The organism is Jannaschia helgolandensis, from assembly GCF_900109285.1.
GTDB lineage: Bacteria > Pseudomonadota > Alphaproteobacteria > Rhodobacterales > Rhodobacteraceae > Jannaschia > Jannaschia helgolandensis.
On sequence record NZ_FNZQ01000001.1, the window covers coordinates 90,172 to 117,035 of the forward strand.

At 62.8% G+C, this 26,864-nt stretch carries 23 protein-coding genes, 1 tRNA gene and 1 riboswitch; of the genes, 8 read left to right on the forward strand and 16 right to left on the reverse strand.

Translation table 11 applies throughout. The annotated features are described in order from the left end of the window. Positions 1–2 precede the first annotated feature (2 nt). The 7 genes from nusB to BMY38_RS00450 all read right to left on the reverse strand — a co-directional run bounded on the left by nusB (position 3) and on the right by BMY38_RS00450 (position 4,531). Entirely contained in the window at positions 3–497 is a 495-nt protein-coding gene (gene nusB, locus BMY38_RS00420) for a transcription antitermination factor NusB (RefSeq protein ID WP_092758732.1), read from the reverse strand. Positions 498–556: 59 nt separating this feature from the next. After that, the gene (locus BMY38_RS00425; RefSeq protein ID WP_092758734.1) at positions 557–1,102 is read right to left on the reverse strand and encodes a 6,7-dimethyl-8-ribityllumazine synthase; all 546 of its coding nucleotides are present in this window, start codon (positions 1,100–1,102) and stop codon (positions 557–559) included. Positions 1,103–1,106: 4 nt separating this feature from the next. Further along, positions 1,107–2,237, reverse strand: a complete 1,131-nt coding sequence (gene ribB / locus BMY38_RS00430) for a 3,4-dihydroxy-2-butanone-4-phosphate synthase (protein WP_092758736.1) — start codon at positions 2,235–2,237, stop codon at positions 1,107–1,109. Between the two features lie 87 nt (positions 2,238–2,324). Continuing rightward, entirely contained in the window at positions 2,325–3,101 is a 777-nt protein-coding gene (locus BMY38_RS00435) for an SDR family NAD(P)-dependent oxidoreductase (protein WP_092758738.1), read from the reverse strand. Next, positions 3,098–3,661, reverse strand: coding sequence for a hypothetical protein (locus BMY38_RS00440; protein WP_175495724.1), 564 nt, complete (start codon positions 3,659–3,661; stop codon positions 3,098–3,100). Before BMY38_RS00440 ends, BMY38_RS00435 begins: the two co-directional genes overlap by 4 nt. A 43-nt stretch (positions 3,662–3,704) precedes the next feature. Beyond that, positions 3,705–3,926: a hypothetical protein gene (locus BMY38_RS00445; RefSeq protein WP_092758740.1), complete on the reverse strand. Its 222-nt coding sequence runs from the start codon at positions 3,924–3,926 to the stop codon at positions 3,705–3,707. A 2-nt stretch (positions 3,927–3,928) separates the two neighbouring features. Continuing rightward, positions 3,929–4,531 (reverse strand): riboflavin synthase, encoded by a 603-nt coding sequence (locus tag BMY38_RS00450; protein ID WP_092758742.1) that lies wholly within the window; start codon positions 4,529–4,531, stop codon positions 3,929–3,931. A gap of 134 nt (positions 4,532–4,665) precedes the next feature. Between BMY38_RS00450 and BMY38_RS00455 the strand changes: the two genes are divergently transcribed. The 3 genes from BMY38_RS00455 (at position 4,666) to BMY38_RS00465 (ending at position 9,182) form a co-directional block, all read left to right on the forward strand. Next, positions 4,666–5,949: a capsule polysaccharide biogenesis protein gene (locus BMY38_RS00455; protein ID WP_092758744.1), complete on the forward strand. Its 1,284-nt coding sequence runs from the start codon at positions 4,666–4,668 to the stop codon at positions 5,947–5,949. Positions 5,950–6,043: 94 nt separating this feature from the next. Continuing rightward, the gene (locus BMY38_RS00460) at positions 6,044–7,180 is read left to right on the forward strand and encodes a polysaccharide biosynthesis/export family protein (protein WP_092758746.1); all 1,137 of its coding nucleotides are present in this window, start codon (positions 6,044–6,046) and stop codon (positions 7,178–7,180) included. Position 7,181: 1 nt separating this feature from the next. After that, positions 7,182–9,182, forward strand: coding sequence for a capsule polysaccharide biogenesis protein (locus BMY38_RS00465; RefSeq protein WP_092758748.1), 2,001 nt, complete (start codon positions 7,182–7,184; stop codon positions 9,180–9,182). Positions 9,183–9,197: 15 nt separating this feature from the next. Here BMY38_RS00465 and parA read toward each other — a convergent pair whose 3' ends face one another. Both parA and BMY38_RS00475 read right to left on the reverse strand, forming a co-directional pair. Beyond that, the gene (gene parA, locus BMY38_RS00470; RefSeq protein WP_092758750.1) at positions 9,198–9,836 is read right to left on the reverse strand and encodes a ParA family partition ATPase; all 639 of its coding nucleotides are present in this window, start codon (positions 9,834–9,836) and stop codon (positions 9,198–9,200) included. A gap of 148 nt (positions 9,837–9,984) precedes the next feature. Further along, positions 9,985–10,060 (reverse strand) — tRNA-Ala (locus BMY38_RS00475). A gap of 112 nt (positions 10,061–10,172) precedes the next feature. Between BMY38_RS00475 and BMY38_RS00480 the strand changes: the two genes are divergently transcribed. After that, positions 10,173–11,456, forward strand: coding sequence for a DUF2254 domain-containing protein (locus tag BMY38_RS00480; RefSeq protein ID WP_092758752.1), 1,284 nt, complete (start codon positions 10,173–10,175; stop codon positions 11,454–11,456). 3 nt (positions 11,457–11,459) lie between these two features. Here BMY38_RS00480 and gcvP read toward each other — a convergent pair whose 3' ends face one another. The 3 genes from gcvP to gcvT all read right to left on the reverse strand — a co-directional run bounded on the left by gcvP (position 11,460) and on the right by gcvT (position 16,005). Further along, the gene (gene gcvP, locus BMY38_RS00485; RefSeq protein ID WP_092761027.1) at positions 11,460–14,288 is read right to left on the reverse strand and encodes an aminomethyl-transferring glycine dehydrogenase; all 2,829 of its coding nucleotides are present in this window, start codon (positions 14,286–14,288) and stop codon (positions 11,460–11,462) included. 231 nt (positions 14,289–14,519) lie between these two features. Continuing rightward, entirely contained in the window at positions 14,520–14,879 is a 360-nt protein-coding gene (gene gcvH / locus BMY38_RS00495) for a glycine cleavage system protein GcvH (RefSeq protein WP_092758756.1), read from the reverse strand. A gap of 16 nt (positions 14,880–14,895) precedes the next feature. Further along, complete coding sequence (gene gcvT / locus BMY38_RS00500; protein ID WP_092758758.1) at positions 14,896–16,005, reverse strand: glycine cleavage system aminomethyltransferase GcvT; 1,110 nt, start codon at positions 16,003–16,005, stop codon at positions 14,896–14,898. Between the two features lie 106 nt (positions 16,006–16,111). Next, positions 16,112–16,199: riboswitch (glycine riboswitch) on the reverse strand. 43 nt (positions 16,200–16,242) lie between these two features. On the opposite strand from gcvT, the gene BMY38_RS00505 reads away from it, so the two are divergent. Then, a complete protein-coding gene (locus tag BMY38_RS00505) occupies positions 16,243–16,761 on the forward strand; it encodes a gamma-glutamylcyclotransferase family protein (RefSeq protein ID WP_092758763.1) in 519 nt (172 codons plus the stop codon). Here the strand turns inward: BMY38_RS00505 and BMY38_RS00510 are convergent. Further along, entirely contained in the window at positions 16,758–18,836 is a 2,079-nt protein-coding gene (locus BMY38_RS00510) for a protein-disulfide reductase DsbD family protein (RefSeq protein WP_245737456.1), read from the reverse strand. The genes BMY38_RS00505 and BMY38_RS00510 overlap by 4 nt on opposite strands. Positions 18,837–18,918: 82 nt before the next feature. On the opposite strand from BMY38_RS00510, the gene BMY38_RS00515 reads away from it, so the two are divergent. Next, positions 18,919–19,641 (forward strand): DsbA family protein, encoded by a 723-nt coding sequence (locus BMY38_RS00515; RefSeq protein ID WP_092758765.1) that lies wholly within the window; start codon positions 18,919–18,921, stop codon positions 19,639–19,641. 5 nt (positions 19,642–19,646) lie between these two features. On the opposite strand, the gene BMY38_RS00520 is transcribed toward BMY38_RS00515, so the two are convergent. From BMY38_RS00520 to BMY38_RS00530, 3 genes are read right to left on the reverse strand one after another with little or no spacing between them, the layout of a single operon-like run. Next, positions 19,647–20,063: a PaaI family thioesterase gene (locus BMY38_RS00520; protein WP_092758767.1), complete on the reverse strand. Its 417-nt coding sequence runs from the start codon at positions 20,061–20,063 to the stop codon at positions 19,647–19,649. 11 nt (positions 20,064–20,074) lie between these two features. After that, on the reverse strand, positions 20,075–20,548 hold the full coding sequence (locus BMY38_RS00525; RefSeq protein WP_092758769.1) for a PaaI family thioesterase: 474 nt from the start codon (positions 20,546–20,548) through the stop codon (positions 20,075–20,077). Between the two features lie 52 nt (positions 20,549–20,600). Beyond that, on the reverse strand, positions 20,601–21,458 hold the full coding sequence (locus tag BMY38_RS00530) for a methylenetetrahydrofolate reductase (RefSeq protein ID WP_092761031.1): 858 nt from the start codon (positions 21,456–21,458) through the stop codon (positions 20,601–20,603). Positions 21,459–21,561: 103 nt separating this feature from the next. Between BMY38_RS00530 and BMY38_RS00535 the strand changes: the two genes are divergently transcribed. Next, positions 21,562–22,479 (forward strand): LysR family transcriptional regulator, encoded by a 918-nt coding sequence (locus BMY38_RS00535; RefSeq protein ID WP_092761034.1) that lies wholly within the window; start codon positions 21,562–21,564, stop codon positions 22,477–22,479. Positions 22,480–22,866: 387 nt separating this feature from the next. Continuing rightward, entirely contained in the window at positions 22,867–26,793 is a 3,927-nt protein-coding gene (locus BMY38_RS00540) for a hypothetical protein (RefSeq protein WP_092758771.1), read from the forward strand. The last annotated feature ends 71 nt before the right edge of the window (positions 26,794–26,864 follow it).

Below are 26,864 nucleotides of genomic sequence, written 5' to 3' on the forward strand. Positions count from 1 at the left end.
ACTCAGAACGCTTCGGGCTTGGCTTCGCGCGCCATGTGGTCCAGCACGGCGTTGACGAAGCCGCCTTCCTTCCCGTCCGGGAAGAACGCGCGCGCGACGTCGACGAACTCGGTGATGACAACTTTGGGTGGCGTGGCGCTGTCGATCAATTCGCCGCCTGCCGCCCGGAACAGCGCGCGTAACGTCGGATCGATCCGCCCGAGCGGCCATTTCGCAACCAGTGCGCGGTCGGTCAACTGGTCGATGCGCGCCTGATTGTTCACCGCCGACTCCAGCAGCGACCGAAACACATCGACGTTCGCTTCCGAGAATTCGCCCTCCTCGGTGACCATGCCGAAGCGGTGCGTCTCGAACTCGACCTGCACCTTGTCGACGGTCTGACCGGCTGCCTCCATCTGGAACAGCGCCTGCACGGCATACAGCCGGGCCGCGGATTTCATCCGGCGCTTCATCGCGCGCTTTTCGTCTGGTGTCATGTCGGGTGTGATTTCACTCATGGCCGCGACCTATGGGGGCGGTTCGGGGGCGTCAAGTCACCGTCGTCAGGCAACCGTCGTCAGGCAACCGTCGGTCCGGACTTGCGCAGGCCATCGTGCTGGAAGCTGCCGGGTTTGAAACCCACGCCGGTGTCCGCCTTCTTCATCGACCGCTGCAACGCGATCAGATGCAACGCCGCTGCCGCCGCCCCACCCGCCGTATCAAGACGATCCGCATCCGCGCGTTCCTCGGCCTGCTCCATGTTCTCGACGGTAATGATGCCGTTGCCGATGCAGGCTCCGGCCAGGCCCAGTGTCGCAATTGCCCGCGCGCTTTCGTTGACCACGACATCGTAATGCGACGTCCGCCCCCGGATCACGCACCCCAGCGCGACATAGCCGTCGAAGTCGGACTGCCGGTGCGCGATGCCGATGGCCGTTGGAATTTCCAGCGAGCCGGGCATCTCGACCGTCTCATGCGTCACGCCCGCACTGTCCAGTACCGCGCGGGCCGAGGCCAGCTGCGCCGCCGAGATCGCGCCGTAATAGGGGGCGATCACGATCAGAACCCTGGCGGGTTTGTCGAAAGCAGGCAGGGTCAGCACGTTATCGGAATGTCCGGCCATCGGATCAGCCTTTCGGAATGGTGTGGGTGCCCGTGATCTTCAGGCCATAGGCGTCCAGCCCCACGATGCGCGGCGTGCCGGAGTTGGTCACAAGCTCCATCTCGTGAATGCCCAGCGCCGCAAGGATCTGCGCTCCCAGCCCGTATTGTCGCAGCTTATGGGGCGAGACGCCGCCGCCATGGCCATGGAAATCCAGCTTCATCTCGGTATCGCGCAGCAACACGACGACGCCCCGCCCAACTTCGGCGATGACCTGCATCGCACCCGCCAGATCGCTGTCGCCGATGCCCAGCGCGTCCTCCAGCGGGTTCATCGCATGCATCCGAACCAGGACCGGGCCGCCATGGTCGATATCCCCCTTGGTCAGCACGATGTGTTCAGACCCCTGCGTCTCGTCGGTGAAAATCCGCATCAGCCAGTCGCCGCCAATATGGCTGGTGACGGGCCGCGCATCGGTCTGATTCACAAGGTTGTCGTGGCGACGGCGGTACGAAATCAGATCGCTGATCGTGCCGATCTTCAGCCCGTGCAACTGCGCAAAGGCGATCAGGTCGGGCAGACGCGCCATCGATCCGTCGTCTTTCATGATCTCGCAGATCACGCCCGACGGGTTCAGCCCGGCCAGCCGCGCGATATCCGTCGCGGCTTCGGTATGACCCGCCCGAACCAACACGCCGCCGTCCCGCGCCCGCAGCGGGAAGACATGGCCCGGCGTGGCGATATCCGCCGCGCCCTTGGACGCGTCGATGGCGGTGCTGACGGTGCGCGCGCGGTCATGCGCCGAAATGCCGGTGCTGACGCCTTCGCGCGCTTCGATTGAAATCGTAAACGCTGTCTCGTGGCGCGAGGAATTCTGCGACGCCATCAGCGGCAGTCCCAGCGCGTCGATCCGCTCGCCCGGCAGGGTCAGGCAGATCAGCCCGCGCCCGTGCATCGCCATGAAGTTGATCGCATCCGGCGTGGCCATCTGCGCGGGGATCACCAGATCGCCTTCGTTCTCGCGGTCCTCGTGGTCCACCAGAATGAACATGCGCCCGTTGCGCGCGTCCTCGATGATGTCCTCGATCGGGGAGATAACGTCCGAGTTTTCACGCTCGACGGGTCCGGGAGCCTCGAAAGGGATGGGATCGGCCATGGGCGCACCTCCTGTTGCAGGCTTCATCTAGCGACCCATGGGGCCGGGGACCAGACCGTCCGGCGCAGACGTTGCGTGCGCACGTTGCTATTTGGTCTGCATCTTCCGCACCATCTTGAGCACCTGGCGGCGGGGCAGCAGCGGAATGACCCAGTTTGTCAGCACCGACAGCATGCCTTCATTCACCACGTGCAGCCTGCCATCCATCATTGCACCATATCCGACCCTGGCAACCGCTTCGGGGCTCTGCCCCGACTTGGTAAGCGGCGTGTTTTCCAGATCGGCACGGGCGGCAAAATCCGTTTCGACGTATCCGGGGGCCAACACGGTGACGGTGACGCCCTGCGCCCGCAACTCCTCGTCCAGCGCCTGACTGAAACTGTTCACAAAGGCTTTGGTGGCGAAATACGTCGCCTGCATCGGCCCCGGCATCATTCCCGCCGTCGATCCGACATTCAGGATACGCCCTTTGCCGCGAGCGACCATGCCCGGCGCAATCGAGTGACACAGTATCATCACGGCGTTCACGTTAAGATCCACCATCGCCAGATCATCGGCCAGATGCCGCTCGATGAATGCGCCGCGCCCGCCGAACCCGGCGTTGTTGATCAGGATGCCAATGTCACGCCCCTCGCAGGCGGCGATCAATGTGGCCAGGCCCTCTGGCGTACCCAGGTCGCAGGCCACCGGCGTGACGGAGACGGAATGTTTCGCCTCGATGTCGGCTTTCAGCGCGTCCAGCTCCACCGCGCGCCGTGCCGCGAGGATCAGGTCTCCCCCTTTTGCCGCGTGATACTCGGCCAGGGCGCGCCCGATGCCGCCGGATGCGCCGGTTATGACGGCCAGTGGTGCCTTGTCGGTCATGTTGTCTCTCCAAAATAACGGTCAGCGGTCAGATATCCGCCCGCGCGCAAGGCCGCGCACCAACTCGCCTCGAATGCGGTGTCGCCGATCATAAGCACCGCATCCGCAGGCAAACCACGCCTGCGCAGCAGATCGCGCAGCCGCCTCCGCATCGTGGTCCAACTCTCGGTAAAAAGCGGTGCAGCGTCGGCAAAATCCAGCGGCGCTTCCGCCTCGACCACCAGCGGCCGATGCACCAGAACGCCCCGCAGGGCCTCGACCCGGGTCAGTTTCGCGGCCCGGTCCGCATCCATCTCCGCGCGTCGGATCATGCCCAGCGCGTTGGACGAGAACAAAAGCGCCGTTATGTCGCGCCCGGTGCCCGCGCGGATGCCGGCATAGGTCCGGTAACTCAGCCCGATGGCAGCGGCACGTCTGACACGTATCCGCACGACCTCCACTGGCATCGTGTTCGGGATCAGATCGCGGCGCGCCTTGCGCCATTGATGCAGGCGACTGGTATAGCCGTTGAAATCATGGCCTGAGTTATGGCCGATGCCGGGGGTGCTTGAAGTGCTCATTCGTCATTCGCGCACGATGGCAGCGCCGCCGCAAGGGGCCTGCTCAGCACCTGCCCAACCATCCGACCGATCGCCCGGCTTCCGCCCGCGCCGCCGCCGCATCGGCAAACCCCATGCGCGGTGGATGCAAATGCCGCCAACCATGCGCGTCTTCCGGGTCGCGGCGACACTCCACCCAGCCATAATCCTCGCCCATGCACAGGATATCGACGCAACGATCGCCGCCTGTGTCCTCGATGGACGTCAGGACAAGGCGCTTCGTCACGGTCAGCCCGGCATCTCTGCCAGACGTGCGACGTAGCGCGCCAGGGTGTCGATCTCCAGATTGACCCGGTCGCCGGGCGCTGCCGTGCCCCAGGTTGTCACCGATTGCGTGTGCGGGATCAGGTTGATGCCGAAGGTCGCGCCATCCACCTCGTTCACTGTCAACGACGTCCCGTTCAGTGCCACCGAACCCTTGGGCGCGATGAACCGGGCCAGGGCATCGGGCGCGGCGAAAACGTATCGTACCGAGTCGCCGTCTGGTATGATCGACAGGATTTCGGCAGTGCCGTCGACGTGGCCAGACACGATATGCCCGCCCAGTTCGTCACCCACCCGCAAGCTGCGTTCCAGATTGACACGCGATCCGGTTTGCCAGCGGTCCAGCGCGGTTTTCGACAGGCTCTCGGCCGATACATCCACGTCGAACCAGTGGCCTTCGGTGTCCGCGCCCCGGTCCACCACGGTCAGACAGCAGCCGTCGCAGGCGATGGACGCACCGATGTCGATGCCGCCCGCGTCGTATCGTGTGCCGATCCGCGCCCGCAGGTCGCCGCGACGTTCCAGTGTCCGGATCGTTCCGATGTCGGTAATGATACCTGTGAACATTAAGTCCTCCGCAGCGTTTCAACCCCAGCTAAGCCTGTGGTCCATTTGCCGCAAGTGCCTCAAACCTGCCACATTCGCGCCTTTCCCCTGCCCACGCAGCGCCCGATAAAGGACGAAACAACCCGAGGGGCGAAATGCGTCCAACGCGCCGATTCCTGTTTCTGCAAGGGCCTCACGGGCCCTTCTTCCATCGTCTCGGATGTCTTCTCCGGGCGGCGGGATGCGAGGTGTGGCGCGTCGGTTTCAATCGCGGGGACGCGGCGTTCTGGTTTGATCGCAACAGCTACATTCCATTCCATGGCAATCCCGAAAACTGGCCCGAAGCCTGCGCCAAGCTTCTGGACGAAAAGGGAATTACAGATCTGGTGCTTTACGGCGACGTTCGCGCCATCCATGCCCAGGCCATTGAAATCGCCCACGCCCGTGGCCTGACTGTGCATGTGTTCGAGGAAGGCTATTTGCGTCCCTGGTGGATCAGTTATGAACGCGGCGGCTCGAACGCCCATTCGCGCTTGATGGACAAATCCGTTCCGGACATGCAGGCCGCGCTCGCCGAACTGGACCTCGACCTGCCGGATGCGCCCGCGCATTGGGGCGACATGCGCCACCATATCTTCTACGGCATGCTCTATCACCTGTTCGTGGTCGCGGCGCCGGGTCGGTATCGCGCCTATCGCCCGCACCGCGACATTACCGTGATGAAGGAATTCCGCCTGTATCTGCGTCGCCTTCTGACGATGCCCGCGACCGCGCTGCAACGGAAGATTGCGACCTGGCGCATAACCCATGGCGGCTTTCCCTATCACCTGTGCCTGATGCAGCTGGAACATGACTCCAGTTTCCGCGCGCATTCGCCCTTCGCCTCCATGACCGAGTTTCTGGAACAGGTCGTCGATGGCTTCGCCAGGGGCGCGCCCAGCCATCACCACCTTGTCCTCAAGGCACACCCACTCGAGGACGGCCGCGCACCCGTGCGCGCGACGATCCGCCGCCTGGTCGAACATTACGGCCTGGACGGTCGTGTCCACTATCTGCGCGGCGGCAAACTGGCCGCCCTCATGAACGAAGCCCGCTCCGCCGTCACCGTCAATTCCACCGCGGCGCAACAGGCGCTCTGGCGGGGTCTGCCGGTCAAGGCGATGGGCCGCTCGGTCTATGACAAACCCGAATTCGTCAGCGACCAACCGCTCGATGAATTCTTCGCCGACCCGCATCGTCCCGACAGCCGCGCCTATCGCGATTACCGCCACTATCTGTTGGAAACCAGTCAGGTGGCGGGCGGCTTCTACTCCTCGCGCGGACGGCGGCAACTTCTGCGTCAGGTCGTGGACATGATGCTGTCGGACCTCGACCCCTACGACAGGCTGGCGACGGGACGTCCCGCGCCACGCCAGAACTTGAAACTCGTGTCAGGCTAGACACAAACCGGAACCTGCGGCAGGCGAATGGAACATTCGCAAGACGGGGATCAACCCTGCAATATTGCCAAAGGCAGATCGAAAGGCAGAGCACGTGAGCAGACAGGTATCCCGGACGGCGAAGTCCATCGTCGCATTCCTGGCTTTGACCCTGGTGGCATCCTGCGGGACGCTGCCCCGGTCAGGTCCAAACAAACGCGAAATCTACGCGGGCAGCGTTATCAACGGCGGCGATGCCTTCATCGTCAGCGTGAACCCCCGCGTCACCGCCGCCACTGCCGTCACCCCGGCGCTCGGCTTCTCGTCCGAGTTTCGCAACGCAAGTGCGCTGGGTGCCGACACCATCCGCCCCGGCGATACGCTGGGCCTGATCATCTATGAAAACGTCGAGGATGGCCTGCTGACCAACGCCGGGGCCTCGGCCTCGCTGATCGACGAGGTGCAGGTCGACTCGGCGGGCATGATCTTCATCCCCTACGCCGGGCGCCTTCGCGCCGCGGGCAACACGCCCGAGGCCCTGCGCCGGATCATCACGCAGCGACTGGACGAACAGACCCCCGATCCGCAGGTCGTCGTTCGCCGCCTGGCCGGTAACGGTGCCACTGTCAGCGTCGTCGGCGGCGCGGGCGCACAGGGCGTGTTTCCCATCGAACGTCCGACCCGGACCCTGACCGCGATGATCGCGGCCGCCGGTGGCGTAGCCATTTCGCCCGAAATCGCGCTGGTCAACGTCAGCCGCGGTGCCCGGACCGAGACCGCCTACCTTTCGGATCTCTACAAGAACCCGAGCATGGACATCGCCCTGCGCGACGGCGACACGATCTACATCGAACAGGACACCCGCGCCTTTACCGTGCTGGGTGCGACCGGCGCGCAGAACCGCATGGAGTTCGAGACCGAAGTGATCTCCGCGATCGAAGCGCTGGCCCAGGTCGGTGGCCTGAATGCCAACCTCGCCAATCCCACCGGTGTGTTTGTCTTCCGCAACGAACCCGAGGAAATCGCCGAGGCCGTGATGGGCCGCGACGATCTGACCGGCACGCAGCGTCTGGTCTATGTCCTCGACCTGACCGAACCCAACGGCATGTTCGACGCGCGCGATTTCATCATCCGCGACGGCGACACGATTTACGTGACCGAAGCGCCCATTGTCGCCTGGAACCGTTCGGTCGCCGCGATCTTCGGATCGCTGGGCCAGATCAGGTCTGCCGCCACGACCGTCGGCGGCTGACATGACCCCGCCCGAGACGCGCTGCGTCGCGCGCTATGTCTCGGGCGGGTTTCTCAACCGGCGCATCCGCCGCATCGCCGGGCTGGCGGGGGTCGACTTGCGTCCCGGCCTGCCCCGCGCGGGCGAATACGTCGCCGTCTGGGGCCACGCCGCAACCTCCGCCCGCGCCGAAGCCGTCGCACGTCGCGCCGGCGCCCCCGTCCTGCGGTTCGAAGATGCGTTTCTCCGCTCTCTCCACCCCGGTCGCACCCGCCCGCGCGAAGATACGCTGGGCCTGCTGATCGACCGCAAAGCCGCCTGTTTCGACAGCCGGTCCCCCTCCGATCTCGAAACCCTGCTCGCCACTCAGGCCTTCGACGACGGCGACCTGATCGGGCGCACCCGTGTGCTGATGGATGAATGGGTGCGCTCGGGCGTCACCAAATACGCTGCCACGCGCATTGATCTCGCGCCCTCCGATCCGGGCTATGTGCTGGTCATCGACCAGACGCGCGGCGATGCCGCGATCCGTCTGGGCAACGCCTCCGAGGCGACGTTCCGCGAAATGCTCCTGATCGCGCGCGAGGAAAACCCCGGCGCGCGGATCGTCATCAAGACGCACCCCGAAACCGCCGCCGGGCACCGGTCGGGACATTATAACCAGGACGATGCCGTGTTCGGCGCGACGTTGGAGACCCGCTCCCTGCCCCCCGCGACCCTGCTGGCCGGGGCCATCCGCGTCTATACCGTCAGCAGCCAGATGGGGTTCGAGGCGATCCTGCATGGCCACCGGCCCGTGACGTTCGGACAGCCATTTTATGCCGGTTGGGGTCTGGACGACGACCGAAATCCGCTGGATCGCCGCCACCGCAAGCTGACGCGGGTGCAATTGTTCGCGGGCGCGATGGTGCTGTATCCGCATTGGTACGACCCGCATGCCGATGCGCTCTGCGATCCGGTCGATGTCGTCCGTATTCTGCAAGCCCGCGCCCGCGCCTGGCGCGAAGACCGGTCGGGCTGGTCCGCGCCAGACATGCGCCTGTGGAAACGCGCGCCCCTGCGCAGGTTTCTGTCGAATAATGTGCGGTTCGGACATGACCCCCAGCGCCGCCCGCTCGTCTGGGGCGGGGGTCAGCCTCAATCGGCTGACGTCGGACGCATATCCGACGTGGATCACCCGTCCATCACCCGTCTGGAAGACGGGTTTCTGCGGTCCCGCGGGCTGGGAGCCGATCTGATCCCGCCGCTATCGCTCGTATTGGATGCAAAGGGTATTTATTTCGACCCGACACGGCCATCCGCGCTTGAGGACGCCATCGTCACCGCCGCTGCGTTGCCTCCGGAAGCCCTTGTTCGCGCTCGTGAATTGCGCGCTTCCATCGTCGCGGCGGGCCTTACGAAATACAACCTGTCTGGCGATCTGCCTGCCCTGCCCGACGTCCCGTTCATTCTGGTGCCCGGTCAGGTCGCGGACGATGCCTCGATCCGCCTGGGCACCTCCGAAGTTTCTGATAACGCAGCGCTTCTGTCGGCCACCCGCGCCGCCAATCCCGGTTCGTTCATCGTCTACAAGCCACATCCCGACGTCGAGGCGGGACTACGCGACGGGGCCATCGACGCAGGCGACGCCGACCTCGTGGCGACACGCGCCAACGCCCATGCGTTGATCGAAAAGGCCAGTGAAATCTGGACGATGACTTCCCTTCTGGGGTTCGAGGCGCTGATCCGGGACACCCCCGTGACCACCCTCGGCACACCCTTCTACGCAGGCTGGGGTCTGACGGACGACCGGGGCAGCATCCCCGCTCGACGTCGCGCCGCGCGACCGTCGATGGACGCCTTGGTTCACGCCGTTCTGATTGATTATCCACGGTATTTCGACCCGGTTACCGGCACGGCCGCCCCACCCGAGGCCATCGTGAAGCGCCTTGCGCAAGGGCAGATCCCCCGCCCCGGCCCGGCCAATCGCCTGCTGGCCAAGACACAAGGCGCGCTCGTCAGCTTTGCCCCCTTGTGGCGCTGACTGCTCGGCGTCAGATTACTTGTCCAACCGTCCGAGAATCTCATCGGTCAACGCCGCAACTTCCGCGGCCGCGATCTTCGCGCCGGGAAATTCGCAAACCCCCTGGCCCTGACCCAAAGCCTCGGCGTAGGCGACGCGCTGACCCAGAATCGTCGTCGCCGGATCGGCCTCCAGCTTCGACAGGGCGGTCATGATCTTCTCGCTCAAACGCGTCCCGCTGCGCGCCCGGTTCAGGACAACAACGGGCCGTTTTCCCTCGCGCGCAGCGATTTCAAGGACACCCTCGGTCGCCCAGAGATCCACCTCTGAGGCGGAGACGGGCACAATTACAAGGTCCGCAATCCGCAGCGACGGCTTCAGGTCGCTGTCGATCTTGGGAGGCGTGTCGATCAGGATAAAATCGTAATCTTCCTGATACTTGGACGATTCGAACGTCACCCCCCACGCCGAAGACGTGGAAAAGGTAATGTCGCCTTTCAAACCGCCAGTGCGTTCGTATCGCATCATGAACCACTGCCCCAGCGACCCTTGCGGATCGACGTCCAGCAACGCCACCCGATGCCCCCGGCTGGCCAGTTCGGTTGCCAGATGTGCCGTGACCGTTGTCTTGCCCGAGCCGCCCTTCTGCTGAGCTAATGTAATGATCGTTGCCATATCGCGCCTCATGCTGCGGTGCGGCATGACGATGCGTCAGAAAGTGCGGAAGGTCAATGTCGCGTGACAGACCACCAGACACGGATGAAGGAATGTTAGGGGCACGGAAGCACCCCCCTAAGAACAGCGTATAAACCAAAGGAAATCGTGGTGGAGCCGAGGGGAATCGAACCCCTGACCTCGTCATTGCGAACGACGCGCTCTACCAACTGAGCTACGACCCCAACGGCGCCCATATGGCGGCGGGTCCGGGGTGTGTCAAGCAACCGCAAAGATACTTGGGGGCCCATCGCAACCATGCGACATTGACTTGCACGACCCATTGGAGACGACCGGATGATCCTGACCCAAACCCTGTGGCACCTGCGCGAACTGACCCGACAGATCTGGATTCGCGTCGCGCTGCTTTCGGCGCTCGCCATTTTCGCGGCTGCCCTGACGCCGGTGTTGGGGCCGCTGGTACCGGACGCCGTGCGCTTCGGCATCGACGAGACGGCGGCGCAGGCCCTTCTGGAAATCCTTACGAACTCGATGCTGGTGGTTGCAACCTTTTCGCTGACCGTGATGGTGACAGCCCATAATTTTGCCGCAAGTCAGGCCAGCCCCCGTGCTCACCGTCTATTGCGGCAGGACGGCCGGACCCAATCCATTCTGGCGACCTTCATCGGTGCGTTCGTCTTCGCGCTCTTCTCCAGGATCGTGATCAGTGTGGGCCTGTATGGAGACGGCGGTTTCTCGATCATCTATCTTGTCACGATCTTCGTCATCGGACTGGTGATCGTCGCGCTGATCCGCTGGGTACAGCAACTCTCGGAACTCGGATCGATGGAAGCGACGACGGCACGCATTGAAGAGGCGGCCCATCATGCAATGAAGACACGTATGGACTCGCCCTACCTGGGATGCACCCGCCTGCCGGAAGACGCCGAACTGACCGGACAGGAAATTTTTTCGACGAAATCGGGTTACGTGCAACATATCGACGCAAACGCCCTGTCTGAGGCCGCCGATGCCAGTGGCGGTCGCGTCGATCTGGTTGTGTTGCCCGGCGACTGGGTTGCAAAGGGCGATCTGTTGATGCGCGTGTCGGGCCTCCCCGTGGTTACCGATGTTCCGACAACCGGGGATGACAGTGCCGAGTATACCGACCTCCGCGAGAATGTCCTTATCGACGATCTGCAATCCTTCGATCAGGACCCGCTTTTCGGATTCCAGGTCATGTCGGAAATCGCGCAACGTGCCCTCTCTCCCAGCCTGAACGACCCGCGGACAGCAATCGACGTGATTCACCGACAGTCCAGGCTGCTTGCCCTGTGGCCGGCCCCGTCGGACCCCGTGCCAGACAACACTAGGTCCCCTCTGCCCGGCGTGCGGACGAGAGAGATTTCAGCGGAGGCTGCCATCAGCACGGCCCTTGACGCAATTGCGCGCGACGGAGCCAAAATGGTCGAGGTGCAAATGGCACTGCAACGCGTGCTCGCCCGCCTGGCGGAACATGGCGATCCCGAAATGGCAAAGGCCGCGCGCACTGCATCGGCGCGCGCGATCAAACTGTCGGACGCGGGCCTGTCTCTGGAACAAGACCGCGTCCGCGTCCGCGAGATCGCGCCAAAGGCCTAGGCCCTATTCCGCCGCGTCGAGGTAATCTTCCAGTGGCGGACAGGTACAGATCAGATTCCGGTCGCCTGCGACGTTGTCGACGCGATTGACCGGCGGCCAGTATTTGTCGACGCGGAAGGCACCGGCCGGAAAACACCCCGCCTCGCGCGAATAGGGGCGGTCCCAATCGCGCACCAGATCCTCCATCGTGTGCGGCGCATTCTTCAGCGGATTGTTGTCGGCATCCATCGTTCCCGCCTCGATCTGCGCAACCTCCTCACGGATGGCGAGCATGGCCGTAATAAAGCGGTCAAGCTCTGGCTTGGGCTCGCTCTCGGTCGGTTCCACCATCAAGGTGCCTGCGACGGGCCAGGACATCGTGGGCGCATGGAACCCGTTGTCCATCAGCCGCTTGGCCACGTCGTCGACGGTAACATGCGCGGATTCCGCAAACGGGCGCGTGTCCAGAATACATTCGTGCGCAACGCGACCGTTACGCCCCGTGAACAGGACCTCATAGGCCCCTTCCAATCGCTTGGCGATATAGTTCGCCGACAGGATGGCGACCTTGGTGGCCTGCGTCAGACCCGAGCCGCCCATCATCATCACATAGGCATAACTGATCGGCAGGATCGACGCGCTGCCGTAAGGCGCGGCGGATACCGGACCTTCGCCCCCGGTTTCGGGGTGGCCGGGCAAATGCGGCGCCAGATGTGCCTTGACGCCGATCGGCCCCATGCCGGGTCCGCCGCCGCCGTGCGGAATGCAGAACGTCTTGTGCAGGTTCAGGTGCGAGACATCCGCACCGATTTCCCCCGGCTTGGACAGACCGACCATCGCGTTCAGATTGGCCCCGTCCAGATAGACCTGTCCGCCATGCGCGTGAGTTATTTCGCAGACCTGCCGCACCGTGTCCTCGAACACTCCGTGGGTGCTGGGATAGGTGATCATGCAGGCCGCCAGATCCTCGCCCGCCGCTTCGGCCTTGGTGCGGAAATCGTCCAGATCGACGTCGCCGTTATCGGCTGCCTTGACGATCACGACCTTCATGCCCGCCATTTGGGCCGAGGCAGGGTTGGTGCCATGCGCACTGGTGGGAATCAGGCAGATCCGCCGTTTTTCCTGCCCGTTTGCCTTGTGGAAGGCAGCAATGGTCAACAGGCCGGCATATTCGCCCTGCGCACCGGAATTCGGTTGCATCGACATCGCGTCATAGCCGGTGATGACGCAGAGACGATCAGACAGCTCGTCGATCATTTCCTTGTATCCCCCGGCATCCTCAACCGGGGCAAAGGGATGCAGTTTGCCAAACTCGGGAAAGGTGACAGGCATCATTTCCACGGCGGCATTCAGCTTCATCGTGCAGGACCCGAGCGGGATCATCGCCCGGTCCAGCGCAAGATCACGGTCGGCAAGACGGCGCATATAGCGCATCATCTCGGATTCCGCCCGGTTCATGTGGAAGATCGGGTGTGTCAGATACTCGGTCTGGCGCGCCAGGTCGTCGGGGATGTCGATGTGCAAATCCGGTTTGGACGAGATTTCGAACACACCCAGAAGGCGCTTCAGAACATCGCCGTCCGTCAACTCGTCGCAAGCAATACCAAGCTGATCCGTCCCGATCCTGCGCAGCGTGATTCCGGCATCGCGGGCGGCGTTCCAGATACCATCACGGTCATCAGACGTGACTGTCAGGGTGTCGAATATCGGACCGTCGGCAACGTCCACGCCACCGTCCACCAGGGCTTTGCGCAGGGCGACGGCATGCGCGTGAACGTGACTGGCGATATGATGCAAACCCTTTGGTCCGTGGAACACCGCGAAAAAGCTGGCCATGACCGCAAGAAGGGCCTGCGCCGTGCAGACGTTGCTGGTCGCCTTTTCGCGACGAATATGCTGCTCGCGGGTCTGAAGCGACAGGCGGTAGGCCTGGTTGCCCTGACTGTCGACGCTGACACCGACCAGACGACCGGGCATGTTGCGCTTGTAGGCGTCGGCGCAGGCGAAGAACGCGGCGTGCGGTCCGCCATAGCCCAGAGGCACGCCAAAGCGTTGCGCCGATCCAACGGCAATGTCGGCACCCATCGCGCCCGGTTCCTTCAGCAGGCACAGCGCCAGCAGGTCCGTCGCCACAATGCCCAGAGCGTTCGCACCATGCAGCGCGTCGATCTGCGGGGTCAGATCGCGCAAGCCGCCCGTCGTGTCAGGATACTGGAAGATCGCCCCGAATACCCTGGAGGCGTCGAGATCACCGACCTCGCCCACGATAAGTTCGATCCCCAGCGGCTCTGCCCGCGTTCGCATGACCGCGATGTTCTGTGGGTGACAGCGGGCATCGACGAAGAACGCCGAAGCCTTCGACCTGGCGACCCGCTGCGCCATCACCATCGCCTCGGCGCAGGCAGTGGCTTCATCCAGCAGGGAGGCGTTTGCGACCGGCAATCCAGTCAGGTCGGACACCATCGTCTGGAAGTTCAGCAACGCCTCCAGCCGACCCTGTGCGATTTCGGGCTGATACGGGGTGTAGGCCGTGTACCACGCCGGATTTTCCAGAATGTTGCGCTGAATCGCGGGCGGCGTCACGGTGTCGGAATAACCCTGCCCGATCATACTGACCGTCACGCGGTTCTTGTCCGCCAAGGCCCGCATGCGCCCCAGAATCGCGTGCTCGGTCATCTGCGGCCAGGGCAGCGGGTCTTTTTGCCGGATGGATTTCGGCACTGTCTCGTCAATCAGATCGTCCAGTGTATCGCAGCCGATGACCCTGAGCATTTCGGCCATTTCCTCGGGCGAGGGGCCGATATGGCGGCGGTTGGCGAAATCGTAGGTGTCATACTCGGGGGCAAACGGCATCTGAGGCATGGGAACTCCGGTGGGATCAGGCAGAATGGGTCAGGACATTTATCAAAGGGCCATAAGGGTTCGGTCAGACGAAAGCGGCTCCGGTCAGGTCGGAGCGATCCGGGTTGGGGACGTCGCGGACAGGCAAGGAGACTCCGGGGCTGACGGTTCGTCGGTTTTTTGCGGCGGTGACGATCGCTGCGCGATCATCACCTTGCTGCCGGATTGATCGTGTCTGCGCGATCAATCCCCGATGAATTCCTTGTATCCGTCTTCGTCCATCATCCCGTCCATCTCCTCGGGGGTGGTGGTCGTCATGCGGAAGAACCACGCGGCCTCGGCGTCGTCGTTCACCAGACCCGGCGTATCGGCCAACGCATCGTTAACTTCGACGATCTCGCCATCCAGCGGCGACAGGATGTCGGACGCGGCCTTGACGGATTCGATCACCACGATCTCCTCGCCCTTGCTCACGGTCTGGCCCACTTCGGGCAGGTCGACGAATACGACGTCGCCCAACTGGGTCGCGGCGTGACCGGTGATGCCGACGGTGATGACGCCATCGTTGTCTTCAAGCCATTCGTGGTCTTCGGTGTACTTCATCTGGAGCCTCGTGATCTCAGCGCTTGTAGCGCGGCTGGTGGAAAGGAAGGTCGGTGACGGTGACCGGCAGGCGTTTGCCCCGCACATCACCATATAAAACGGTGCCCGTCACGGTCCCATCTGGAACATAACCCATCGCTATGGGTGCACCGACCGACGGGCCGAATCCGCCTGACGTGACTGTGCCGATGGGGGCGGTGGCCGTATCACTGCCATAGAGCATGACGCCCATCCGCATCGGCGCGCGTCCCTCGGGCAAAAGGCCGACGCGACGGCGCTTCGGGCCATTGTCCAACTCGGCCAGCACACGATCCGCACCTGGAAAGCCGCCCGCACGGTCGCCGCCGGTGCGCCGTATTTTCTGGATCGCCCATCCCAGATCGGCTTCGACCGGGCTGATATCGGCGGTCAGGTCCTGTCCATAAAGCGGCATTCCCGCTTCCAGCCGCAGGCTGTCACGCGCGCCCAGACCGATGGGCATCACGTCGTCGGACGCCAGCAGTGCACGGGCGAAGGCCTCGGCCTGCGCGACCGGGACACTGATTTCGTACCCGTCCTCACCCGTATATCCTGATCGGCTGATCCACAGATCCGCGCCGTTCCAATCGAACGAGCGCACATCCATGAACTTCATCGCGGCGACACCGGGGACCATCGCCTCCAGCACCGTCTCGGCCAGCGGACCCTGCAATGCCAGAAGCGCGCGACCGTCCAGCATTTCAACCGACAGACCCGGCAGACCAGCGCGCAAAATCTCCATGTCGGCATGTTTCATCGCGCCGTTCACCACCAGCAGCAGATGATCGCCACGGTTGGCAAACATCAGATCGTCGGCCACGCCCCCGTCCGGCAGCATCAGCAGGCCATAGCGTTGCCGCCCTTCGGCCAGTCCGACCACGTTGACGGGCAGCAAGCCTTCCAATGCCCGCGCCGCGCCGTCGCCGCGCAGGACGACCTGCCCCATGTGCGACACATCGAAAAGGCCCGCCTTATCGCGCACATGCAAATGTTCGGACATCACGCCTGCCGGGTACTGCACCGGCATCGAATAGCCCGCGAAAGGCACCATCTTGCCGCCAAGCTCCGCATGCAGATCGGCCAGCGGCAGGGAAATAGGATCGGACACATGCACCTCCTCGGGCCTTGGCCCCGTTTCGATGCCCCCTCTGTCCTTTCGCCTGAGATCGCTATCCCTTCGGCGGACGCGGATGCGCCTCTCTCCAGAGTTGTCGTCGCACACCGGGTCCGTTTGCCTGAGAGTTTACCGGGGCGGTTGCTCCTTCGGCCCTGTCTTGCGACAGTGTCTCCCGCGGCGTGCATGTTTCCTATAGGAAACCGGACCGGTAACGCGCAAGGGGAAAAGATGCATCGCTTCTTCGGCTATGGCAGCCTCGTGAATCGCCGGACGCATAGTTATCCGGGTGGCACCCCCCTGACGATACAGGGCTGGCGGCGTGCCTGGAGGCATACGACGCTGCATCCGGCCCCCTTCCTGACCGCGGTGCCCGACCCGAACGGCGAGATCGACGGGCTGACGGCAGAGGTGCCGATGGGCGATTGGGAGGCGCTGGATGCGCGGGAGGCGGGATATCTGCGCGTGCCCCTGCCGGAAGGGCCGTCGATATATCACATCCCCGAGGGGCATCACCCTGCCCCTGATCGTGCCCATCCGATCCTGCGCAGCTATCTCGATGTCGTGGTGCAGGGCTATCTGATCGAGTTCGGCGAAGAGGGTGTGGACCGGTTCTTTGCCACGACCTCCGGCTGGGACGCGCCAATCCGTGACGACCGAACCGACCCGGCCTATCCCCGTGCGCAGAAATTGACGCCTGGCGAAACCGCATTGGTCGACCGGCATCTGGCGCGTCTTGTCAGACCCTAGTTCGCAGCCGCCGCCGAAATCGCATCGAGCACGACGGCATCGGTCAACAGTTCCGGCAGAACGATCCCGTCCGGCGCACCGGGACCATAGACCGCATTGAACGGAATACCGAAGCGATCGTTGGCCTGAAGGAACGCGGCAATCGTATCCGAAGGGCGCGTCCAGTCGGCCTGAAGCGCCACGATGTCGGCCAACGCCGACGACACCGGGTCGCGGTCCAGGACAAGGCGTTTGTTCGCCTTGCAGGTCAGACACCAATCCGCCGTTACATCGACAAAGACGGTATTGCCCGCGGCGACTTCCTGCGCGATGCGCGCCTCCGAAAAAGGCTCCCACCCGGCATCGACCGAGGCTTCCGCCGGTGTCACCGAGGGTAGCAGAAGAACAGTCGCCAGCACCGCGAATACGCCTGCGCCCCCGACCACGACGGCCTGCCGCCGCAGCGCCAGCGCCCCCAGCATCAACAGGACCAGAACGCCCACGATTACGGCCGTGCGCGCGCCCGCGCTGGCCGCCAGAACGGTAATCAGCCAGATCGCAGTCAAGAGCAGCAGCCCGCCCAGCACCACCTGCACCGTTCGCATCCAGCGGCCCGGACGAGGCAGTCGCTGAATCAGCGTGGGTCGGACCGCGACGGCCAGATACGGCAACGACAGTCCCACGCCCATCGCAGCAAAGACGGCGACGATTTCCGTGGGACCGTTGGTCAGCGCATAGGTTATCGCCGTGCCGATGAAGGGCGCGGAACAGGGTGTGGCCATCACGGCGGCAAACATCCCCGTGGTGAAATCGCCGCCCCACCCGCCGCTTCCCCCGATCTTTGCCATGCCGGTCATCGCGCCCTGCCCGATATTCACCGCGAACAGGCCCAGCATATTGGCTGCAAACAGCACGACCAACGCGATCATCAGCGCCAGAAACGTCGGGTTCTGGAACTGCATGCCCCAGCCCACTGTAACGCCCGCCGCGCGCAGTGCGATCACCACGCCCGCAAGGCCCAGGAAGAACACCAACACCCCCGCCGCCGACGCCAGAAAGCCCCCGCGAACACGGCCGACCGATTTGTCCCGGGCCTGCAGCGCACTGGCCAGTTTGAGCGATAGCACAGGCAGGACACAGGGCATTATGTTCAGGATCAGCCCCCCCAGCAGCGCGATCAGCAAGACTCCCCAGATCGCCGACCCAACGGCGGGCGGCGTTGGCGCAACCGGCGACAGTGTGGCCGCGATCGTGTCGGCGCGGCGGCCGTCCACCAAAGTCAGGTCGAGGGTGCCTTCGCCCGGATTCAGAACGGGAAGCGTCGCGAACATGGTTCGCCCGCCATCGGCCAGAACAATCTCGGGCCGGTCGAACGCAGCATAATCGCCCCGCTCAGGAAAGATATCGGGCGACAGGAACGGCTGCTCGGACCTGGCCAGAACCGTCAACGTCGTGTCGTCCATATGCACGGTTTCCAGCCTCATGCCGGCCTCGTCGCCCGTGCCCGGCACCCGCGCGATCCAGTCAGACAAAAGTGCTGCGGCCTCGGCGTCGATGCCGCCGCCCGCCGGAATATCCAGGGTCAGGTTCAGGGTTTCCGGCACACATATCTCGGCGCAGACCAGAATGTTCACCGTCAGGACCAATCGCGCGGGTTCACCGGGCTTGATCAACCGAACGGTCAGGGGATAGACGACTTCCTTGGCATAGCCGAAATTCTGAATCCCGAAGGCTTCGAACCGGCTTGGCGCAGGATATGCCAGATCGACCGATGCAACATTCCCGGACCCGTCCCATGACAGATCGGGAGGTAGCCCGACTTCGCCCGGCGATCGCCAATATGTTTTCCAGCCATCCTCCAGCACCAGTTGCAAACCGGCAGAAATCGTCTCGCTACCAGGGCCGACCCCATCCTCGACCGTGACCAACCTGGCAGTGACGGTATTGGCCTGCACCGTGTTGGATGTCGCCGCCAGAGAAGGGGCTCCGAACAACAGGGCGATCAGGATCAGGATACGAAACATGGACAACTCATATGACAGCGATTTGAGGCCCGCCAGACGACCCCGGACAACTGACGCGAACGTGACCGACATGCGCGCTTGCACCTGTGCATCGTAACGGTCACCCTGTCACGACCCCGTGATCCCCGACCGTGATCCCAGAAGGACCATCGCCATGCGCATCCTCATTGCCCTGACCCTGTCCACAACCCTGTCGGTTCTGCCCGCCACAGCGCAGGACTTTTCCGAAGAACAGATCAAGGAGCTGGCCCTGCAGGCCATCCTCGAAAATCCCCAGATCGTGATGGATGCCGTCGCCATCCTTCAGGAACGCGATGCCGCCAAGGCCGAAGCACAGGCGCAGGCAACGCTGGGCAACAACCGGGATACGCTGGAACGCGACCCGAACGCGCCTGTGATTGGCAACCCTGATGGCGACGTCACCGTGGTCGAGTTCTTCGATTATAACTGTCCCTACTGCAAACGCGCGGCGGACGAGGTGGCCAAAGTGCTGGACACAGACAAAGAGGTGCGGATCGTCTATCGCGAATGGCCGATCCTGGGCGAAGGCTCCGTCTTTGCCGCGCGCGCCGCACTGGCCGCTCGCGCGCAGGGCAAATACCCCGAAATGCACAAGGCCCTGATGAGCATGCGCGGGCGGGTCAACGAACGCTCGACCCTCCAGGCCGCTGCAGAGCTTGGTCTCGACATCGACCAGCTGCGCGCCGACATGGAAGATCCCGCAGTGCAGGAGCATATCGACACTACCATGCGGCTTGCCAGTTCGCTGGGCTTTTCCGGCACACCCAGTTTCGTGATCGGCGAAGCCCGTGCGCCGGGCCTGATAGACGCAGAACAGATGCAGCAGATGATTGACGACGTCCGCGAAGGCGGATGATCCCGTCAGTCGTTCTGGCTGGCCGGGGCAGGCTTGACGGGGACCATCGTGCCAAGCGCTGTCGCCACATGCGCCCCGTCCTCGCCATGCACATCCGCCGCGACTGCGATCAGCCGCCGTCCGGGCCGGATCACCCGACCTACGGCGACCAGACGTCCCCGCGCCGGGGCAAGCAGGGAGATGCGGAATTCGGACGTGACGACTTCGAACCCCGGTTCCATCACCGTCAGCGCCGCATATCCCGCCGCCGTATCCGCCAGCGCGAAGGTCAGGCCGGCATGGCCCGCGCCGTGGTGCTGACTGGTGGCCTCGGAGACGGTGGCGGTGATGCGCGCGACACCGTCGCCGACATGCTCCAGCGTCGCGCCCAACGTGCGCATAAGGCCTTGTCGGGCAAAACTGTCGGTGACACGGTCTTCCATCGGGCGGCCTCTTAACCTTGCATGATCAGGCATGTCGTGGAGCCTGTCGCATAAAGCCTCCCATCCGCCGCGCCCCTGATCCACCCATCGGCGACACCGGTGGATCGACCGATGTGCTGCACAACGCCTTCGGCCCGTATTTCGGTGCCTAACGGAATCGCCCGCACGACGTTCACCTTGTATTCAAGGGTGGTGTAAAAACTGCCTTTCGGCACCTGTGTCATCACGGCACAGGCCATCGCACTGTCCAGAAGCGTACCGTACCAGCCGCCATGGACCGCCCCCACGGGATTGCAGTGATCGAAGGCCGGCACGCCCGAGAAGACGACCCTGCCGTCGTCAACTTCGACCAGACGATAGTTCAGTATGCGACCGATCGGTGGTTCCGGTATCTGTCCGTCGCGGACCGCCTCCATGAAGTCGCGGCCCGACATGGACAGAACCCGATCTCTGGATGCAAGATCTTCAGGCGTGTTGACGAACATCCGCAGTCTCCGGGTCAGGGCGCTTGCCCGGACCCTAGCCGCGTCTTTCCGGTCAGGCCACCCGGCTGAGCGAGGGGCGCGGGGCGAGGCCAAGCGCTGTGCAGACGTCGCGTGTCAACTCGGGCCGGTTGAGAGTGTAGAAGTGCAGATGATCGCAACCTTCGCAGACCAGCGTGTCCGCAAGCTCCGCCGCCTGAGCGATGGCCAGCAGATCGGCCCGATCATCGCGTACCGCCACTTCGAAGGCCGCCCGCAGCTCATCGGGGATAATCGCACCGCAGGCTTCGGCGAACTTTGACGTCTTGGCCCAATCTTCGATCGGCAAAATGCCCGGAATGATCGGTGCCGCAATGCCAGCCGCCGCCGCGCGGTCGCGAAAGCGCAGAAATGTCTCGGCGTCGAAGAAGAACTGCGTGATCGCCTCGGACGCACCGGCGTCGATCTTGGCACGCAGCCAGTCCAGATCGGCCTGGGCGTTCTTTGCCTCGGGGTGGACATCCGGATAGCAGCCGACGCGCACGTTGAAACCATCATCGGCCAGCGCGGCGATCAATTCGACCGAATTGGCGAAACCATCGGGGTGCGGCACAAAGCCGTCCGCGCCCTTGGGCGGATCGCCCCGCAGTGCCACGATGTCCTCGACCCCCGCTTTGCGGAAGCCACGTGCGACCTCCAGCGTCTCTTCCCGGCTGGCGTCAACGCAGGTCAGATGCCCGGCAACCCGCAGCCCGAACTGCTTACCAAGGGTGCCGACCGCTTCCCGCGTCAATTCACGTGTCGTGCCGCCCGCGCCATAGGTCACCGATACCCATTCAGGGGCCAGAGGAGCGAGTGTTGAGATGCAATCCCAGAGGCGAAAGCTGCCTTCAAGAGATTTAGGTGGAAAGAACTCGAACGAGACGGCAGGCATGATGGCGGTTCCTTTAGCAATTGAACCCTTGTGCCCCGATCCGGTTTCGTGAGACAGGCTCATAATCTTCATCATCAACATGAGCCGGACACGATTCATGAAGCTGCATCTGGAGTTCCGCCATCTCCGCACCATCCGCGCGATCCAAGATTGCGGCGGGCTGGCCCGCGCCGCCGACCGACTGAACATCACACAGTCCGCTCTGTCGCATCAGGTCAAGAACCTCGAAGATCAGATCGGGGTGGAATTGTTCGTCCGCCGCTCCAAGCCGATGACCCTTTCGGCGGCCGGGCAGCGTTTGTTGCGTCTGGCCGAACAGGTGCTGCCGCAGGTCGAAGCGGTGGAGCAGGATTTCGCGGGACTTAAATCCGGCAAAACGGGTCGCCTGCATATCGCCATCGAATGCCACGCCTGCTTCGAATGGCTGTTCCCGGTGCTGGAGCAGTTTCGCCGCGCATGGCCCGAAGTCGACGTCGACATCCGCCCCGGTTTGCAGTTCCAGGCCTTGCCCGCACTTCAGAAAGAAGAGGTCGATCTGGTCGTCTCCTCCGACCCAGAGACACTTGCGGGTGTCGAATTTGCTCCACTGTTCGATTACGAGCCGGTGTTCCTCGCGTCATCTTCTCATCCGCTGGCCGCGAAACCCTATGTCGAGGCAGAAGATTTCGCGGGCGAGACCCTGATCACCTATCCGGTCGAGCGCCCCCGCCTCGACGTGTTCAGCCAGCTTCTGACGCCCGCCGGGGTGGAGCCTGCGGCGATCCGGCAAGTCGAACTGACCGCTGTGATCCTGCTGCTTGTGGCATCGAACCGGGGGGTATCCGTCCTGCCCGACTGGGTCGTTCGGGAGGTGCGATACAACTCCGACTACGTGACCCGCCCGCTGACCGCCAAGGGCGTGACCCGCAGGCTTTACGCGGCGGTCCGCGAAGTCGACGCCTCCAAGCCGTTTATGGCCCATGTCCTGCGCCTGATGCGGACCGAACCGCTCAAACTGCAACGCAGCGACGTATCGGCCTGACTCTGACGTCCGAACTTTTCACATGTAGCGCCTGAATCATTAAGTGTCTGAGCCAGCGGATCGACCTGACCGCAGGTTCATGAGTATTTAGGTCTCGTCAATCGGCGCAAGTTTCGGACATGGCTGCATAACCAAAACGAGTCGGTTTCGGCAAATCCGGCGCGATATAATGTCATTCGCACCTTTTCGTTATCCATTTCTCTCCCTTGGACGAACCGCGCTCTCCTTTAGTCGCTAGTCGTTTCGTCATTTCCTCACCTGAAGTTCATTAACCGCCGCGCTCATTGATCCGGCCCTTCCAACTCAGGATGATTGGCGCACAGAGCCGTTTGCGGGAACGTGCGTCTGGTTCTTGTTCTCGGTGACGATAGCAGAGGGAGGCATCCAATGCCGACGATCGATGGTTCCATTTCGGACTGGTCCCCGGATGCACGACTGGATACGGCTGCTACCGGCACCCTGGGCTACGGGCTATGGGGCGTTGCCGATCCTGACTACTTCTATTTCGCGATCACGTCTGACGACGTCATTATTGGCGAGAACACCACGCTCTGGCTGGACACCGACCTCGACCGGGGCACGGGCTACCAGATCTGGGGATGGGCAGGCGGCGCAGAATATCAGGTCGAGATCGCGGCCGATGGAACCGCGCGGCTCTATTCCGGCGGTCCGGAAGAGACCTTGGTCGCCGAGCTCGAAGCAGTCCGCAGCGCCGATGGGCGTGTTCTTGAGTTCCGTATTGACCGATCCTTGCTTGCCGGAAATCCTGACGCAGTTCGCGTCTATGCAGATGTCAACGATTCCGCCTTTCTTCCCAACAGCTACGCAAACACGAATTTCATTGTCGCCGAACCAAGCCCGAGCGTCGTCACCGGAGGCAAGACCCTTGATGGGAATCTTGTGGATTGGGATGCAGCCACACGCCTTGATACGCCCGCTACCGGCGCGGCGGGGTATGCGTTTTACGGCGACCTTCAGGATAACGTCTTCACCTTCGCCATTTCCACCGACGGTACCGCGATCGGGGCGAATACCACGATCTGGCTGGATACCGACCGCGACACCGCGACCGGCTATCAGGTCTGGGGCTGGGCCGTGGGCGGCGAATACAACATCAACATCACGGCTGATGGCGAGGCGCGCCTCTATACAGGTGCCGCGGGCGAGACCTTCGTGGCCAACCTCGACTTTGCATACAATGCAGATGGCACCGTGATCGAAATCGCATTGGATCGGGCACTTGTCGGGAACCCAGCGTCGATGCGGGTCTTCGCCGACGTCAACGACTCGGTCTTCATTCCCAACAGTTATGCAAACGCGAATTTCATCGTCGGATCCGAGCCCACGCCCGTCATCGGCGGCATCACTCTGGACGGGTCGGTTTCCGAGTGGACGCCCGAGAGCATTTTGTTGACCCAGGGTGGGTACCAGTTGCGCGGCGAATTTGTCGTGGATGCCGCTGGTGACCAGTATGTCTTTGCCATCGAGTCGGACGGAACAACGATCGGTGCCAACACGACCATCTGGCTTGATACCGACCTCAACAGCACCACAGGTTATCAGATCTGGGGCTGGGCCGGCGGGGCCGAATACAACGTCAACATCACTGCCGATGGCCAGGCCAGACTCTACAGTGGTGCTGCCGGCGGCACCTATATTGCTGATCTCGATTTCGGATTTTCCGCCGACGGAACCGGGTTTGAGGTCGCGATCTCGAAAGATCTCCTCTCGGGGGCACCTGATCAGGTGCGGATTCTCGCCGACGTCAACGACGCTGTTTTCCTGCCGGGCGACTATAGCAGTGCGAACCTTGTCGTAGGTGCTCCCCTGCCGCCGCCGACGGATGCGCCCGAGTCACGCATTGCGATAGTCTATTCGGCGACCACCGCTGCAAACTTCTATGACATCACGGCCTATGGTCAGCTTTTCATGGCCGCGCAAAATCAGGCCATGCAGGCCGGAATCCCGTTCGACCTGCTGACCGAGGCCGACCTGCTCGATCCGACCGGCCTGGCCGGTTACGATGCCATCGTATTCCCCGGCTTTTCGAACGTTCAGGCAAGCCAGGCTGCTACCATCGCCGCATCCCTGACGACCGCAGCGCAGGATTATGGAGTCGGCATGATCGTCGCAGGTAATTTCCTGACCAACGATGAAACCGGCGCGGCCCTTCCCGGAAACTCCTATGCCCGCATGAACGCTCTACTGGGTGTCACTCTCGAAGGTTTTGGCGCCACTCAGGGAATTACACTTAACGCCTCCAATGCGGCCAACCCTATCCTCGATGGCTATACCAACGGGCAGGTCGTGGGCAATTACGGCAACCTTTCATACCTGAACTTCACCGACACCACCGGATCAGGGCAGGTTCTTTTCGAACAAGTTGTGAGTGATGGCACCTACGATGCCGTCATTGCGACACAGACCGCCGGGCGCAATGTCCATTTCGCGACCGATGCGATCATGGGCAACAACAACATCCTGGGCGAGGCGATCGACTGGGTTCTTCAGGATAATGCGCCGGACATCTCGCTGCTGATGACCCGCAACAGCTCAATCTTCTATTCGCGCAATGACATGGACCAGTCGCAGGAGACGTGGGACGTCAGCGGACAGACTCCCGGCATCTATGATGCGATGCTGCCGATCATAGAGACCTGGTACGAAAACTACGGCTTCGTCGGGTCATACTATGTCAATATCGGTTCCAACCCGCCCGATCAGCAGACCGACTGGTCTGTCTCGAAGCCCTATTACGATCGGCTTCTGGCGCTTGAGAGCGAGATCGGAACCCATTCCTATACACATGCCGTTGATACGAACCTGCTTTTCCCCGATGTGGTGACGGATGAGCTTCTGCAGGCGCGGAACTTCGTTTATCCGGACATGACAGCGAGCGAGTTCAACGCCATTCTGGCTGACACACTGGCACGGACCGACCCCACCAACCCCAACGCCATCGACCCCGCCGACCTGACCGTTCAGGAAAAGGCGGTCCTTGAAGCATCATACCGTTTCCAGTTCGAATATTCCAAACTGGTTATCGAACGCGAGATGGGTATCCAGGTCACTGGGGCCGCAGTATCCGGTGCGCCGGAACGGATCGACGCCACGCGTGAGATCATCCAGTTCTTCGACTATATCAGCGGCGGGTATTCGGGGACCGGGGCGGGCTACCCCGGTGCTTTCGGATACCTGACGCCCGGTGAGAACGATCGGGTCTATCTGGCCCCCAACATGTCTTTCGATTTCTCGCTTGTCGGCTTTAACGGCATGACCCCAGAACAGGCCGAAGCCACGTGGCTTGCGGAATTCGCCGCACTGACCGCCAACGGCACGACCCCGATCCTTGCATTTCCCTGGCATGATTACGGACCTACCGAATGGAACCTCGGAACCCCTGGGCAGGTCTATACTTTTCAAATGTATGAAACGCTTATCGCGGCCGCGGCTGCATCCGGAGCCGAGTTCGTCACAGGAAAGGACCTGGCCGAACGTATCGCGAGTTTCTCGGCAAGCAGCCTGACCACATCACGTGTGGGCGATGTTGTGAACGTGACTGTCGGCTCCAGCGACGCGGGGAAATTCGCGATCGACCTCGGCAAGGAGGGCCAGATTGCATCCGTCACCAATTGGTACGCATGGGACAGCGATTCCGTCTTCCTGCCCAGCTCCGGCGGAACCTTCGAGATTACGCTGGGCACTGAGATGGCGGACGTGACGCGCATTTCCGCACTACCGATGCGCGGCGATCTTCTGTCCGTTTCTGGCGACGGGTCCGATCTCGACTTCAGCTTCTCGGGGCGCGGAGAGGTTCTCGTCACTCTCAGGTCGCAGGACAGCGCACCCATCCGCATCACCGGTGCCGACAGCGCGACCTTGCCTGATGCCGGATCCGTATCGCTGACTTTCGATACTGTTGGCCTGAACACGGCCTCGGTCGACTACCTTGCACCGGGCACCCTTCTGATCGGTGATGCCGGCTCCGATATACTACTTGGCGGCAGTGCAGCAGACACTCTTGAAGGGCGCGGCGGCAATGACATCCTCTCCGGCGGCGGCGGCGATGATTACTTTGTTTTCCGTCTTGGCGATGCTTTCGACACGATCCTCGACTTCGCGACCGGGATCGACACGCTGGAGCTTTCAGGTTTCGGCTTTGCCGATGCCGAGGCTGCGTGGGGCGCCTTCGTAGACACTGCTGAAGGGTTAGAGCTGACTTTCGGTGACACGGATCGTCTGCTTCTGGCGGGCCTCAACCAGGGGGATCTTTCATCTGCTGACATCGTCACCGATCCGTTCCTCTTTGCCTGACCATTCCTCCAGCTTCTTCCATTACGCATCCCGAAGCGTCATAACGATCTGCGACTCGCACAGAACGCCCT

Coding starts and splice junctions, on each gene's coding strand:
- BMY38_RS00425 (WP_092758734.1), bottom strand. CDS start 1,102: ATGGCCGGACATTCCGATAACGTGCTGACCCTGCCTGCTTTCGACAAA.
- BMY38_RS00510 (WP_245737456.1), bottom strand. CDS start 18,836: ATGTCGGTCACGTTCGCGTCAGTTGTCCGGGGTCGTCTGGCGGGCCTC.
- nusB (WP_092758732.1), bottom strand. CDS start 497: ATGAGTGAAATCACACCCGACATGACACCAGACGAAAAGCGCGCGATG.
- BMY38_RS00480 (WP_092758752.1), top strand. CDS start 10,173: ATGATCCTGACCCAAACCCTGTGGCACCTGCGCGAACTGACCCGACAG.
- parA (WP_092758750.1), bottom strand. CDS start 9,836: ATGGCAACGATCATTACATTAGCTCAGCAGAAGGGCGGCTCGGGCAAG.
- gcvP (WP_092761027.1), bottom strand. CDS start 14,288: ATGCCGTTTGCCCCCGAGTATGACACCTACGATTTCGCCAACCGCCGC.
- BMY38_RS00525 (WP_092758769.1), bottom strand. CDS start 20,548: ATGTTCGTCAACACGCCTGAAGATCTTGCATCCAGAGATCGGGTTCTG.
- gcvH (WP_092758756.1), bottom strand. CDS start 14,879: ATGAAGTACACCGAAGACCACGAATGGCTTGAAGACAACGATGGCGTC.
- BMY38_RS00450 (WP_092758742.1), bottom strand. CDS start 4,531: ATGTTCACAGGTATCATTACCGACATCGGAACGATCCGGACACTGGAA.
- BMY38_RS00540 (WP_092758771.1), top strand. CDS start 22,867: ATGCCGACGATCGATGGTTCCATTTCGGACTGGTCCCCGGATGCACGA.
- BMY38_RS00455 (WP_092758744.1), top strand. CDS start 4,666: ATGCGTCCAACGCGCCGATTCCTGTTTCTGCAAGGGCCTCACGGGCCC.
- BMY38_RS00520 (WP_092758767.1), bottom strand. CDS start 20,063: ATGGAAGACCGTGTCACCGACAGTTTTGCCCGACAAGGCCTTATGCGC.
- BMY38_RS00440 (WP_175495724.1), bottom strand. CDS start 3,661: ATGAGCACTTCAAGCACCCCCGGCATCGGCCATAACTCAGGCCATGAT.
- BMY38_RS00505 (WP_092758763.1), top strand. CDS start 16,243: ATGCATCGCTTCTTCGGCTATGGCAGCCTCGTGAATCGCCGGACGCAT.
- BMY38_RS00435 (WP_092758738.1), bottom strand. CDS start 3,101: ATGACCGACAAGGCACCACTGGCCGTCATAACCGGCGCATCCGGCGGC.
- BMY38_RS00530 (WP_092761031.1), bottom strand. CDS start 21,458: ATGCCTGCCGTCTCGTTCGAGTTCTTTCCACCTAAATCTCTTGAAGGC.
- BMY38_RS00515 (WP_092758765.1), top strand. CDS start 18,919: ATGCGCATCCTCATTGCCCTGACCCTGTCCACAACCCTGTCGGTTCTG.
- BMY38_RS00465 (WP_092758748.1), top strand. CDS start 7,182: ATGACCCCGCCCGAGACGCGCTGCGTCGCGCGCTATGTCTCGGGCGGG.
- ribB (WP_092758736.1), bottom strand. CDS start 2,237: ATGGCCGATCCCATCCCTTTCGAGGCTCCCGGACCCGTCGAGCGTGAA.